Origin of the sequence: Pantoea sp. BAV 3049 (assembly GCF_009765445.1) — a bacterium.
In the GTDB taxonomy this organism is placed as follows: Bacteria; Pseudomonadota; Gammaproteobacteria; order Enterobacterales; family Enterobacteriaceae; genus Erwinia.
Map to the genome: position 1 here is coordinate 1,223,529 of NZ_WHOY01000031.1, position 13,532 is coordinate 1,237,060.

At 54.7% G+C, this 13,532-nt stretch carries 12 protein-coding genes and 1 pseudogene; 7 read left to right on the top strand and 6 right to left on the bottom strand.

The window, feature by feature from the left end; genetic code table 11:
- Positions 1-120 precede the first annotated feature (120 nt).
- From GSQ70_RS06465 to GSQ70_RS06475, 3 genes and pseudogenes are all read right to left on the bottom strand, one after another.
- Positions 121-447: a hypothetical protein gene (locus GSQ70_RS06465; protein ID WP_158781784.1), complete on the bottom strand. Its 327-nt coding sequence runs from the start codon at positions 445-447 to the stop codon at positions 121-123.
- Between the two features lie 2 nt (positions 448-449).
- A complete protein-coding gene (locus tag GSQ70_RS06470; protein WP_233268254.1) occupies positions 450-1,541 on the bottom strand; it encodes a hypothetical protein in 1,092 nt (363 codons plus the stop codon).
- Between the two features lie 464 nt (positions 1,542-2,005).
- Positions 2,006-3,200: pseudogene (locus tag GSQ70_RS06475) on the bottom strand (DUF927 domain-containing protein); the annotation flags it as partial.
- A gap of 339 nt (positions 3,201-3,539) precedes the next feature.
- Between GSQ70_RS06475 and GSQ70_RS06480 the strand changes: the two are divergent.
- The 3 genes from GSQ70_RS06480 to speD all read left to right on the top strand — a co-directional run bounded on the left by GSQ70_RS06480 (position 3,540) and on the right by speD (position 5,685).
- Positions 3,540-3,887, top strand: coding sequence for a YacC family pilotin-like protein (locus GSQ70_RS06480; protein ID WP_158781785.1), 348 nt, complete (start codon positions 3,540-3,542; stop codon positions 3,885-3,887).
- A gap of 112 nt (positions 3,888-3,999) precedes the next feature.
- Positions 4,000-4,857: a polyamine aminopropyltransferase gene (gene speE, locus GSQ70_RS06485; RefSeq protein ID WP_158781786.1), complete on the top strand. Its 858-nt coding sequence runs from the start codon at positions 4,000-4,002 to the stop codon at positions 4,855-4,857.
- 27 nt (positions 4,858-4,884) lie between these two features.
- Positions 4,885-5,685 carry an adenosylmethionine decarboxylase gene (gene speD / locus GSQ70_RS06490; protein WP_158781787.1) on the top strand — a complete coding sequence of 267 codons (801 nt, stop codon included), beginning with the start codon at positions 4,885-4,887 and terminating at the stop codon, positions 5,683-5,685.
- A 55-nt stretch (positions 5,686-5,740) separates the two neighbouring features.
- On the opposite strand, the gene GSQ70_RS06495 is transcribed toward speD, so the two are convergent.
- From GSQ70_RS06495 to GSQ70_RS06505, 3 genes are read right to left on the bottom strand one after another with little or no spacing between them, the layout of a single operon-like run.
- Positions 5,741-6,505: a DeoR/GlpR family DNA-binding transcription regulator gene (locus GSQ70_RS06495; RefSeq protein ID WP_158781788.1), complete on the bottom strand. Its 765-nt coding sequence runs from the start codon at positions 6,503-6,505 to the stop codon at positions 5,741-5,743.
- 6 nt (positions 6,506-6,511) lie between these two features.
- Entirely contained in the window at positions 6,512-7,492 is a 981-nt protein-coding gene (locus GSQ70_RS06500; protein WP_158781789.1) for a D-threonate 4-phosphate dehydrogenase, read from the bottom strand.
- Positions 7,485-8,798, bottom strand: a complete 1,314-nt coding sequence (locus GSQ70_RS06505) for a four-carbon acid sugar kinase family protein (protein ID WP_158781790.1) — start codon at positions 8,796-8,798, stop codon at positions 7,485-7,487. The genes GSQ70_RS06500 and GSQ70_RS06505 overlap by 8 nt, the downstream gene beginning before the upstream one ends.
- A 199-nt stretch (positions 8,799-8,997) precedes the next feature.
- Between GSQ70_RS06505 and GSQ70_RS06510 the strand changes: the two genes are divergently transcribed.
- The 4 genes from GSQ70_RS06510 (at position 8,998) to GSQ70_RS06525 (ending at position 13,454) form a co-directional block, all read left to right on the top strand.
- Positions 8,998-10,146: an iron-containing alcohol dehydrogenase gene (locus tag GSQ70_RS06510; protein ID WP_158781791.1), complete on the top strand. Its 1,149-nt coding sequence runs from the start codon at positions 8,998-9,000 to the stop codon at positions 10,144-10,146.
- Between the two features lie 17 nt (positions 10,147-10,163).
- The gene (locus GSQ70_RS06515; RefSeq protein WP_158781792.1) at positions 10,164-11,048 is read left to right on the top strand and encodes a dihydrodipicolinate synthase family protein; all 885 of its coding nucleotides are present in this window, start codon (positions 10,164-10,166) and stop codon (positions 11,046-11,048) included.
- A gap of 50 nt (positions 11,049-11,098) precedes the next feature.
- Positions 11,099-12,049: a phosphoglycerate dehydrogenase gene (locus GSQ70_RS06520; protein ID WP_158781793.1), complete on the top strand. Its 951-nt coding sequence runs from the start codon at positions 11,099-11,101 to the stop codon at positions 12,047-12,049.
- A gap of 85 nt (positions 12,050-12,134) precedes the next feature.
- Entirely contained in the window at positions 12,135-13,454 is a 1,320-nt protein-coding gene (locus tag GSQ70_RS06525) for an MFS transporter (RefSeq protein ID WP_158781794.1), read from the top strand.
- The last annotated feature ends 78 nt before the right edge of the window (positions 13,455-13,532 follow it).

Below are 13,532 nucleotides of genomic sequence, written 5' to 3' on the forward strand. Positions count from 1 at the left end.
ATGATGTATCATCAATAGCTGACGTCATACATTCCTTTCAGGACACTCCTTTTGTCTTAAGTCAAGGCCCCGCTTGTCAAAAGTGGGGCCTTGCCAAAATAAACCGCAATCAAAATGAACTTAAAAAAAGAAAAACACACCTGTATTACATTCAACCGCTTTATCAAACATAGCTTTTAAATCAAGGAAAGTTTTATCTTCAGATTTTATACTTTCAAGCATCTCTTTTGCTGCTAATAAATTATCCAAGCCCATTAACGATTCATCCTCATAATCATCAATATGCATCGAAAATTTATCATTAAACTTTTCAAAAACTCCGCTTTTCCAAAGGGAGTTAAACTCATCATCATTAATGAAAAGTTCAATCAAATCATCTGGCTCGCAGTTGTCATAATCCAGACGAGACATCGCATCTTCATTAACAGGTACAGTTATATTTTTCATCTTCATTCACCTTTAATTCTAAAGTGTGTTACTTCATTATATTCACTCTGATTTCTTCCAGCCAGCTTACCATTTTCTAAGGTTTTATTGTTAGGGACATTTCCATCAAGGTCTAAATATGTCCGTTTCCCTGATAATGATGGATCATGTATCCTAAAATAACTCCCTGATATGTCCTCAACAACTTCTACCCCTGTCTCAGGATGTTGGTATATACGCTTACCCTTATCAGTCATGGTAACTATCGGTTTATCACCAGCAAACTTTGTTACAGCAGCGTTTAGATCTGCCTCAGGCCAGTTCTTAGCAAATTTCGCAGCTCTCTCGGCTCCCCGTAGGGTCTTTTGTAATTCCTGAGTTTCTTTGAGTATGTCTTGCGATCCAGAACGATTCATTGCTAACAGTACTGAAGACGCTGCTATAGCGGCTCCTGCTGTTTTTTCATTTAATACCTGGTCAAACCCTTCCGCAGCCTCACCACCAAGATTTCTGGCCGTATCTGCAAACATCTCCGGATTCTGGTTATACACTCCACCGGCAGCCAGCAACCGGCCTGCCATCTTGCTGTTTATCGTTCCATAGATTTCTGGTTGTGGAGCTGCCGCTCTTTTTATCACTTCCCGTTTAGTCGGGCGTGGTTTGCCTCCTGTGGCACGATAATCCCTGCCGCTTACTGAGCGGTCATATTCCCGGACAATCTTTTTAACGGCTTCAGATGAAAAAGCTGATGAATCATTCCCTCTCAGCTTACCTTCATCATCAATATAAAAAACTTTACCGGGGCCATACAAATCACTGAGCATCACCACGTCACCAGATTTAACCATGCGTTCAAGCCTGGCTTTTTCGCGTACGCCATGTGAGGGAGGTTGATGGGGATTCATGTAAAAAGCCCGCTCCCGCATACTGATTAGATAAACGCCGCCGCTGCGACTGTCGTCAAATTCATACTTTTCACATATGCGACGCCACGCAGAGAGAGGGGAGATAATGCGCTCGTACTTTTCAGGTTCCAGATCGTCTTTGGGCAGGTAATACAGATAATTCCCGGGCAGGCTGATACTCATATCCATTTCCTTTTGGACAAAAATCATCCGGGTCACCTTACACCCTGATTAAGCAAAAGTTAAGCCGTTAATATCCAGCACTTTAAGATTCATCAGGCCAGCCCGCTGCCTGCAAACAGGCTGCATAACGGCCACCAGCGGTGGCAAAACGCATTCACACGCACGATTCATGTATATATACAAAAAAACGGTTATCCCGGCTGTCCCGTTTATCCCAAAAAGACTAACAGGATGAATTAAAACAATTAAATTTTAATTTCCGGGATAACTCCCCCCTGTTTTGGGACAAGCTGAACCCGTTTCCACCTTATCCCGGCCAGCTAGGGTAAAAAATTGTCCCAAAATCCCCCTGAGTTATCCCAAAACGGCCTGGTTTTATCCCGGAGTTATCCCGGAAATTGTTTGTTTTTTTCTTAAATAACAATAAATAAATCATTAATAAATGCACCTGGGATAAACGGGATGACCGTTTTTCCTCTCGCGTGTGAGTGTTATTCAGATTCGTTACCTTCATCAGGGAAGGAAAGGCAGTAAGTCCACTGGCGGGCGTTGTTGAGGTGCTTAAGCCTGGGCGTTCTCATCTGCCAGCCCTTGCAGCTGGCGGGCTTTTTCAGCATTCCGGCTTCGTGCAGGATTCTGGCAGCAGAGTCTTTATTAAAACCTTTCGCCACCTGCTCTTTAAACGGGGTGGGAAGCACGTAATACAGCACCGGCGCGTCGTAACGCTCTCCCGCGTCCCTGTAGCCGTAAATTTCCGGGAGGGGAAAATCCCTCGGGTCATACTGAACGGGCGCGAAACGTCCCTGACCATGCGCATTCAGAAACGCCACGGCCTGCCCGATAACCTGTTCTCTCTTTGTTGCCCGTGCCAAAAGCGCCCAGCCAGGCTTTAAAGCTGTGCTGAATGGCATCCCGACACGTCTGCATATCCCAGCCGGTAATCACCTGCCCCAGCAGTAACGCCGCTTCCAGTAAGGCAAACCGCGCCGCCACCCGGTGAACCTGTTCGCCTTAGTCCGGCGGAACCAGCGAGCGCCAGCGGCTTTCGGCGGCCCGCACGACCTCTCCCGCCTGCTGCTGGTGGGCGGCAAGGTGATTAATCCATTCCCGGCCCGCCGCGCCGTGGTTATTCTGCCAGGCCTCTTTCAGCGCGTCAGCGTGGTGTTTCCCATTCTGATACTCATGAAACTCTGTGGCCCTGCTCAGTGGAATATTCAGCAGCCTTACCAGCTGGCCCGCTTTGATACTCTTCCCCGCACCGGCGATAAAGGTTTCGATATCCATTTCCCCGGTGCTGTTTGCCACGGTGCGCCAGCGTTTTAAATCACGGTTGCCACCTTCCTTCGCGCCCTGAAGTTTCCCCACGCCGTTAAACAGCGCATAGGTGGACTGCGCCACGCTCCACGGGTCAATGCCCTGTCCGACCTCGTCCAGCGGCATCAGCGCGTCGTTATGGGCGGCGGCCTCGTTCGCCAGCCCCAGCGCGGTGCCGTAACACGTGAGGCGCAGTAAATCGGGGTGCCCGTAAAGGCTGGTGGCAACATTAGCCGTGGTGGTTTTGCCCGCGCTGGACTGTTCATAAAAATGAATGCCGAAACCGTCCGCACCGGCCAGACCAATCAGCGGCGCGGCCAGGGCGGCAGCAACCGCCGTCATCATGGAGTCATTGCCGTTCGCCAGCCGGGCGGGCGGTTAACGGCATATCCCTATCTCCTTATCTGCTGAAAAGGCCCCGTAAGAGGCCCCCAGTTACAGGTTGATTTCCTGCAACGCCAGTAGACAAAGGTAGAATTTAAGATGGCGGGGATCCAGTGATGGCAGGCGTTAAAAGGTGACAGAGTAGACACTAAGAGACGTGGGAATATTTCTTTTACCCTTCCCCTGAGGGAAGGTCAAGTTTCTGAGCCGCGTTGTTTCCCCGGGAACAAGAAAATCATCAGATCCGGACATTTCCCTGGCAAAATTGACTGTAGCCTGCCAATAACTGTGCTAACGTCAGGCTATTGCAATCGGTTGAGAACAATTATGAAGAAAAGCATCAAGGCTCTGTTGTTACTGGGTCTGTTTGGCTTCTCGTCGACAAGTTTTGCGCTTAGCGAGTCGGAAGCGGAAGATCTGGCGGATCTGACCGCTGTGTTTGTTTATCTCAAAAATGACTGTGGCTACCAGGATTTACCGGACGGTCAGATCCGCCGGGCGCTGGTGTTCTTTGCCCAGCAGAATCGCTGGGATCTGAGCAACTACAACAGCTACAACATGAAGTCGCTGGGCGAAGACAGCTACAAAGATCTCAGCGGCATCGCCGTCCCTAACGACATGAAGTGCAAATCACTGGCCCGGGATTCCCTGAGTCTGCTCGCCTACGTGAAATAATCCCCGTCCCAGCCTCCTTTCCTGCTGATAATTTGACCGTGCAACCACGGTCATAGTTAGCTATTATATCGCGCCCATTTTTCGTGGCAGTTTTGACCAGGAGAACCCTATCATGGCCGAAAAAGAAATGTGGTATGAAACGCTTCATGCCGGTTTCGGACAGTATTTTTCTGTCGACAAAGTACTGTACCGTGAGCAGACCGGACATCAGGATCTGATCATCTTTGAAAACGCCGCCTTAGGCCGCGTGATGGCACTTGACGGCGTGGTGCAGACCACCGAGCGCGATGAGTTCATCTATCATGAGATGATGACGCACGTTCCGCTGCTGGCCCACGGTGCGGCTAAGCGGGTGTTGATTATCGGCGGTGGCGACGGTGCCATGCTGCGTGAAGTCAGCCGTCATAAAAACATCGAACACATCACTATGGTAGAAATCGATGCGGGCGTGGTGACCTTCTGTAAGCAGTACCTGCCAAACCACAGCGCTGGCGCTTATGAAGATCCTCGTTTCAATCTGGTGATTGACGATGGCGTTAACTTCGTCCGTGAGTGTGCCGACAAGTTTGACGTCATTATCTCTGACTGCACCGATCCCATCGGTCCGGGCGAAAGCCTGTTCACCTCCGAGTTTTATCAAGGCTGCCGCCGCTGCCTTAATGAAAATGGCATCTTCGTGGCGCAAAATGGCGTGTGCTTCCTGCAGCAGGATGAAGCGGTCAACAGCCATCGCAAGCTGAGCCACTATTTTGGCGACGTCAGCTTCTACCAGGCGGCGATCCCCACCTATTACGGTGGCATCATGACCTTTGCCTGGGCCAGCGACTACCCGGCGTTGCGTCAGTTGGATACCGCCACTCTACAGGCGCGTTTTGACGCGGCAGGTCTGCAGTGTCGGTACTACAATCCGGCGATCCACACTGGCAGCTTTGCCCTGCCGCAATATCTGTTGAATGCGCTGGCCGAGTGACCGGCCATCTCAAGGGGGTGAACTAAATTGCAAAAAATAAAACTACATGGCTTCAATAATCTGACGAAAAGCCTGAGTTTTTGTATCTACGATATCTGTTACGCCAATACCGATGCGGAGCGTGACGGCTACATTGCGTACATTGATGAGCAGTACAATGCCAACCGCCTGACGGAGATCCTCAGCGAAACCTGTTCGATTATCGGCGCTAACGTGCTGAATATCGCCCGCCAGGACTATGAGCCTCAGGGCGCCAGCGTGACGATCCTGGTCAGCGAAGAGCCGATCGATCCGAAAGACATCGATAACTCTGAGCACCCTGGTCCGCTGCCAAATTCCGTGGTTGCGCACCTGGATAAGAGCCATATCTGCGTGCATACCTATCCGGAAAGCCACCCTGAAGGCGGCCTGTGTACCTTCCGCGCTGATATCGAAGTGTCGACCTGTGGCGTGATCTCTCCGCTGAAAGCGCTGAACTATCTGATCCACCAGCTTGAATCCGATATCGTCACCATTGACTATCGCGTGCGCGGTTTTACCCGCGACATTAACGGTGTGAAGCACTACATCGACCATCAGATCAATTCGATCCAGAACTTTATGTCCGAAGACATGAAGTCGATGTACGACATGATGGATGTGAACGTCTACCAGGAGAATATCTTCCACACCAAGATGCTGCTGAAAGAGTTCGATCTGAAACACTACCTGTTCAACACCAGACCGGAAGATTTGAGCCAGCAGGAGCACAAACGCATTACCGATCTGCTGTGGAAAGAGATGCGTGAGATTTACTACGGACGCAACATTCCGTCCGTCGCGCCGTAAGATAATCAACGGTGATTAGCGGGTGACCTCAGGGTCGCCCGTTTTTATTTGTGCTTCAGGATTGGGTCAACTGAAGGTCGAAGGGATGCCCGCACAATTCGTGGTAAACGTCATCGCTCAGGTGGCTGTCGGTGACGATATCGGTCAGGTTCTGCAACGGCGTGGCACAGAACAGTGACCAGGAGCCGTATTTGCTGCTGTCGGCCAGCAGAACCCGGCGTCGCGCATTGGCCAGCAGATCCTCTTTCAGACCGGCTTTCTCTTCGGTCGGCGTGGTGATGCCCTTCTCCAGACTCCAGGAGTTGCAGCTGACAAACGCCACGTCGGGATAGAGATTCCTCAGCAGCCTGCGACCATGGTCGCCAATACAGGACTGGCTGGAATCATCAATCCGTCCGCCAATAATCGTCACCTCAATCTGTTTAAATTCGGACAGAAACAGCGCGATATGCAGATCGGCGGTGATCACCCGCAGCTGAAGATGCGTCAGCTGTCGGGCCAGTTCCATCATCGTGGTACCCGCGTCCAGCACCACTGAATCACCTGAGCTGACCATACTGGCCGCCGCCCGGGCAATGGCCTGCTTCTCAGCAAGGTTGCGCTGCATTTTTTCCAGCGTGGTCGGCTGAGCAGGGATAAAACGGTTGAGGGTCACCCCGCCGTGCGACCGGCTGATAACCCCTTCCTGATCGAGCTTGATCAAATCCCGCCGGATAGTCGCCGGTGACGCTGAAATCGCAGCCACCAGCTGATCGACGGTCACCAGATTATGGCTTTTCAGATAGTCCATAATCTGGTCGAGGCGACTTTGTCCCTTCATATGTCCTTATGCGAGCTGCATCGCTAACTGGATGGAGATCGCCATGCTCTCAGACTTCGCTTTACCTGTCCAGGCAATATCAAATGCCGTTCCGTGGTCGGCAGAAGTGCGGATAAACGGCAGTCCGGCTGTGATATTCACCCCGTCGTAGAAGCCGAGCAGCTTCAGCGGAATGTGTCCCTGGTCGTGATACATTGCCACCACAATATCGTACTGGCCTTCATAGCACTGCAGGAAAACCGTGTCCGGCGGGCACGGGCCGAAGACGTTCAGGCCTTCCGCTTTCATAGCCTGGACGGAAGGGCCGACGATTTTAATTTCTTCGTCACCAAACAGGCCGTTTTCTCCGGCATGAGGGTTAACCCCGGCCACCGCAATGCGTGGATTATCAAAGCCAACGCGACGCAGGAAGGTGTCTGCCATGCCAATGACCGTCTCCACGCGCTCACGGTTCAGCGTATCAAGGAACTTACGCAGGGCGATATGGGTGGTCACGTGGATCACCTTCAGTCGATCGGTGTACAACACCATCGCGTAATCTTTACTGCCAGTGAGTTTCGCCAGCAGCTCCGTGTGGCCGGGATACAGATGCCCTGCCGAATGCAGCGCTTCTTTATTTAGCGGCGCGGTGGCAATGGCATGCACCTCGCCCGCCATCGCCAGCTCAGTGGCCTTTTTCACGCAGCGGTAAGCCAGGTCACCTGCCTCAACCTGCACCACGCCCGGCTTCAGCGCCTGCGGGTTAGCCAGCGGCTCGTCGATGATATTGATAATGCCCGGCGCGAAGTGCGCGTCAGCCACGTTGTTCAGCACCCGCAGCTCAGCCTGTGGTGTGATGCCCATGCCTGTAATGCGTTGCAGCGTACTGGCGCAGCCCACCACCACTGCAGGTGCACCTGACAGCTCTCCCTCCGCCAGGGATTTGATGATAATTTCCGGGCCAATACCCGCCGGATCGCCCATGGTAACCGCAATAATTTTACTCACCAGCCTTCTCCTCAATAAAACGAAAAACTTCTACCAGGGTGTTTTCATCACCAAAACCGCCAGCCTTGGTAAGCACCAGCAGGTCGTTTTTGCTCTTCAGCAGCTGGCCCCAGGGCACACAGCCCGCCACCTGCCCCATAATCCTGAACCCTTCAGCCCCCAGGCCTCGCGCCACCGCAATCGCCACGTCTCCGCCGGAGAGATACAGCCCGGCAGGCTGCACGTCGCTGAGGACATCGCGGGTCAGCCCGGCCAGGAAAGCGCAAATCTGTTCGCCCAGCTGCTGGCGGGTCAGGCCATACTGCGCACAGAGCGCGTCAATTTCCTCGCGCTGGCTCGCCTGCTGACAGGTGCGAATCACGCAGTGCTGCCCCTGTTGCAGCGCGTTGATTGCCTGTTGCCGCCATGGCGCATCTGCACCCTCGCCGTTGAAAATTTGCTGAATGCTGACGTCAATCAGCTGCAGCGGATAGCGTTGCTGCAACCGGGAAATCTGCTGCCGGGCAATTTCGCTCATCGAGCCGACCACCGCCAGCACTGTAGACTGAGGGCTCAGCGGCGCGGATAAAGAGGCTTTGGCCTCATCACTTTCCGTCAGCAGGTCGCTCAGTGCATCACTGAGTCCGGAAGCCCCGGCGAGCAGTGGCCTGGCCGGTAACGCCGCCGCCGCACGCATGATGTGCAGCAGATCCTCATCGGTTTCGGCATCCACCACAATCAGCCGCTGTCCTTCAGCTATGGCCGCAGCCATGCTGGCAGCCAGATCCGGTTTGCGTACCGTAGAAAGCGGCAACAGCCCAGCCTTCAGCTCACTTTGTTCCTGCAGCCGCGCCAGCACGCTGGCGTTACTCACCGGCGTTTTAGGATCGCTGGCGTACTCTGTTGCCGTCAGCAGGCGATCGTGGATGTAGCACAGACCTTCCCGCGTGGTTCTGCCCAGTTTCGGCACCGCAGGCACCACCAGCGCCGCAGCGGCTCCGCTTGCCAGCAAGGCTGCTTCTGTCTCTGCGCCCGGATTGCCGCGCAGCGTTGAATCCATCTTCTTAAATATCCAACCGCCACGAACTTTCTCCGCCCAGCGTTCAACCGCCAGTCGGGTACGCTGTGCCGCCGTCTCCGCGCTGACTGCCCGGCTGTCGGTGCTGATCACCCATACATCCGCCTGCGCATCTGCCACTTCCGCCGCCACATCAAACAGAACGTTGACCCGCGCACCTGCTCTGGCCAGCCCGCTACCGGCATCGTTAGCCCCGGTAAAGTCGTCGGCGATAGCCAGTACAGGCTGCTTCCACTGATTGCGCGTCATCTCGTCTCCTGCTGAAAAGAAGGGAAGCCGATGGCCTCCGCTGAATATGATTATATTCAATCATGATTGATTATATGTGAGCAAGATCAAATTAATCGAAATCAATTTGTCCTATAAAATTAGGCACAGCTCGCGCATTCTGGCGGGAAAATGACGAAATACAATCAATTCGACGACGGCAAGGCATAAGGTAAGGCGAATGAATATCAACAGCACCGTAATCAGTGGCTACCAGACTCTCAATGACATTGGCTATCTGCTGCACGGCGTACAGCACGTCCTGCTGGTGACCGATAAGAACATCGCTGGCATTCCAGCGGTGCAGACGCTGATTAAGCAAATTGGCAGTAAGGTTCAGGCAGTGACCATGGTTGACTCCGTGCCGCCAGAGCCAAGCCAGCACGATGTGGCCGCGATTACAGCAACGCTGAATACCGACGGTGTGGATCTGGTGATTGGCGTCGGCGGCGGCAGCGTGCTGGATGTCACTAAACTGCTGTCGGTGCTCTGCGTGGAGAATGCGCCAACGCTGGAAGCGCTGCTGAAAGGCGAAAAGCCACAGCGCCGCACCGCTTCACTGCTGATCCCGACTACCGCAGGCACCGGCTCAGAAGCCACGCCAAACGCCATTCTGGCCATTCCTGAGAAAGAGACCAAGGTCGGCATTATCTCCCCGGTGATGCTGCCAGACTATGTGGTGCTGGCTCCGGAACTGACCACCAGCATGCCTGCACACATCGCCTCCTCTACCGGTATTGACGCGCTTTGCCATCTGATTGAGTGCTTCACCGCCACCGTTTCGAATCCGGTAAGCGATAACTATGCGCTGATTGGCCTGAAAAAACTGTTTACCAGCCTGGAAATTGCCGTAGCAGAACCTGGCAACCTGGCAGCCCGCCTCGACATGCTCTGGGCCTCTTATTACGGCGGCGCGGCGATTGCTCATGCCGGTACGCACCTGGTTCATGCCATGTCCTATCCGCTCGGCGGCAAGTACCACATACCCCACGGCGTGGCGAATGCCATCCTGCTGGCTCCGTGCATGCGCTTTGTGCGCCCGGCTGCGGTGAGCAAATTTGCTCAGGCCTATGACCTGCTGCCGGATGCGGATCCGTCACTGAGCGAAGAACAGAAATCCGTGGCGCTGGTCGACTATTTCTCCGCGCTGGTGAAGCGCCTGAAGCTGCCCGCCAGCCTGGATGAACTTGGCATCGGCTCAGATCACCTGCCCTATCTCGTCGAAGCCGCGCTGGACGTACAGCGCCTGATGAAAAACGTTCCTGCCCCGGTCAGCGCAAATGATGTCCGCGACGTCTATCTGGCGCTGTTCCCGGCACAGAATCACTAACAGATTAAGAGGACACCATGAACAAAAAAATCACCGGCGTACTGACCGCCATCGTCACGCCGTTCACTAAAGATGGCGACTATAACGAAGCGGCCATGCGCGTGCAGATCCAGCGTCAGCTGGCAGCCGGTAACGGCATTTTCTGCGGCGGCACCAACGGCGAGTTCTTCGTGCTGAACGCCGAAGAGAAGCTGGCCGTGGCGAAAACCTGCATGGAAGAAGTGGCAGGCAAAGCGCACGTGGTCGCGCACATTGGCGAGATCTCCACCCGTGAAACCATTCGCCTCGGCAAGCAAATTGCGGCTCTGGGCGTGGATGCCGTTTCGGTGATCACTCCCTGGTTCGTTCCGCTGAAGCAGGAAGAGTTGATCGCCCATTACGAAGAAGTCGCCGATGCGCTGGACGTGCCGGTTTTCCTCTATAACATTCCGGCACGCACCGGCAACACGCTGCAACCGGAGACGGTGCGCAAGCTGGCCGCTCACCCGAACATTGTCGGCATCAAGGACAGCGCGGGCAGCTACGAGAGCCTGAGCGGCTTCCTGAAAGCGGCGGAAGGCATTGATAATTTTGACGTGCTGAACGGCCCAGATTCCCTGATCCATCAGGGCTTTGTGGATGGCTGCTCTGCCTGCATCTCCGGGCTGGCTAACGTGGCACCGAATGAAATCAATGCCATCTGGGCGCACTTCCACGCGGGTGATATCGCTGGTTCGCACAAGGCACAGGAAAACGTCACCGGCCTGCGTACCGATCTTTACAGCGTAGGCTTCTCGCCTGCGGCGGTGAAAAAAGCCGTCTCGCTGATGGGCCATGACGTGGGCGAAAGCCGCTATGCCGTGCGCTTCAGCGCCGAAGAAGAGCAACGCATTCGCCAGATCGTCAATCAATACACTCACTGATTTTGCGGCGGCGCTGCGGTGCCGCCTGCTTTGATACCAGGATACGCAAGATGAAAGTGATTTGTACTTCTCCCTCATTCGCCAAATACGATGCCCAGCCGATCGACACGCTGCGCCAGCAGGGTTTTGAGCTGGTCGCGCTGCCTGCCGATGCGCCGCTGAGCGCGCTGCAGCCGCACCTGGCAGAGACGGTTGCGATGATCGTAGCCTTTACCGACGTAAATGAAGAATTACTCGCGCTGGCACCGCAGTTGAAGATTGTCTGCAAGCACGGCGTGGGCGTCGACAATATCGATCTGAACGCCACTGAAGCACGCGGTATCTTTGTGACCAACGTGCCGGATGCCAACAAACATGCCGTGGCCGACTTCGCTTTTGCGCTGATCCTCAATGCGGCACGTCAGGTGACAACGGCCGCAGTGGAAACCCGTGCCGGGCAGTGGCCACGCATTTTCGCCACCGATGTGTACGGCAAAACGCTGGGCATTATCGGCCTCGGCAATATCGGTAAGCAGGTCGCCCTGCGTGCCAGCGGCTTCAACATGCGCGTGCTGGCGTTTGATTTCTATCCCGACCAGAAATTTGCCGATGAGCACAATATTGAGTTTGCCAGCCTGGATCGGCTGACGGAGCAGTGTGACTTTATCACTCTGCATACGCCGCTGACCGATGAAACCCGCAACCTCTTTAATGCTGCCAGAATCGCGAGGATGAAGAAATCGGCCTTTCTGATCAACGTCTCACGCGGTGGCGTGGTGAATGAAGCCGATCTGTTTAACGCCCTGTCCGACAATGCGATCGCCGGAGCAGCCGCAGACGTCTTTGATCATGAACCGCTGGAGACGCATCCCCTGTTCTCGCTGAATAATTTTATCCCCACCTCGCATATCGCGGGCTACACCGACGGGGCGATCAGCGCCATCGGCGAGCGCTGTGTGCAGCAAATTATTCAGTGTGTGAAAGAGCAGCAACGACCCGTCAACGTGATGAATTCACTGTAATCAGGCCCGGGGCGTCGTTCCCGCCCCGTTAAACAAAGCTGGACCACGATCCAGCGAATAACCACCTCTGTACCGGGCTAAGACTATGAACACTTCTGCTGGTAATACCCGTATCCGCTGGTGGATTGCAGGCCTGATGTGGCTGGCAATCGCCATCAACTATATTGACCGCACCGTGCTGTCGGCGGCGGCTCCGCACCTGATCGACGAGCTGAAGCTGAACCCAGAAATGATGGGCTTCATCATGGCGGCGTTCTTCTGGTCTTACTCGTTGCTGCAGATCCCGGCGGGCTGGTTCGCCGATCGTTTCGGCCAGAAAAAGGGTCTTGGTCTGGCCGTCGCCTGGTGGTCCATCGCCACGTCGGTGATGGGGCTGGCAACCGGTTTTAAATCCCTGCTGGCCCTGCGCCTGGCGTTAGGTGTCGGAGAAGCGGCCGCCTACCCCAGCAATGCCGGGATCACCGCCCGCTGGTTCCCGGACAAAGAACGAGCCACCGTTTCCGGCCTGTTCGACAGCGCCTCGAAGTTCGGTGGCGCGGTGGCGATGCCGCTGATCGTCTGGATGATCTACATGTTCGACTGGCGGCTGACCTTCCTGATCATCGGCAGCGTCGGCCTGCTGTGGGTGATCGCCTGGTATTTTATCTATGCCGAGAATCCGGAAGATCACAACTACATCAGCAAGCACGAAATCAGCCTGATCCGTGAAGGCCAGGCCCGCAAGCACGGTGATAAAGGTATACGACCGATGAAGTGGTACAAGCTGCTGCGCTATCGCAACATCTGGGCGATGTGCATCGGCTTCTTTACCATTAACTACACCTCCTATTTCTTTATCACCTGGCTGCCGACCTATCTGGTGAAAGAAAAAGGGATGGATTTCATCAAGATGGGGATGATCGCCGCCCTGCCTCTGCTGTGCGGAATGATCATCGAAGTGGTGGCTGGCTGGGCCTCGGATCGTATGGTGCACAAGAAAGTGCTGTCACTGACCGCCACCCGCAAGCTGTTCCTGACCATCGGCCTGCTGATGGCGCTGTGCATTGGCTTCGCACCCTTTACTGACTCGGTATTTATGACCGTGTTCCTGCTGTGCGTGGCAAAATCCGGCACCACCGTGGCTGCTTCCCAGGTCTGGGCGCTGCCCGGCGACGTGGCACCGAAAAACAGCGTCTCCATTGTGGCCGGGTTGCAAAATACCGTCTCTAATCTCGGTGGCGCAGTCGGTCCGATTGTCACCGGTGCCATCGTTGCCGCTACCGGTTCCTTCACCTGGGCGCTGGTTTTCTCCGCCATTCTGGTGGTGATCGGCATCCTCAACTACCTGTTTCTGATGGGCAAAGTCGAGCCCATTTCCGACGAAGAAAAAGCCCCGGCGCACCAGATGTCTGTGGGCCGGGCATAACCCTGCGGCCTGCCGGTTCACACCCCAATAATGGGGTGTGACGGGGGCTTTATCGCCTTAAAACTATAAAAAACTCTG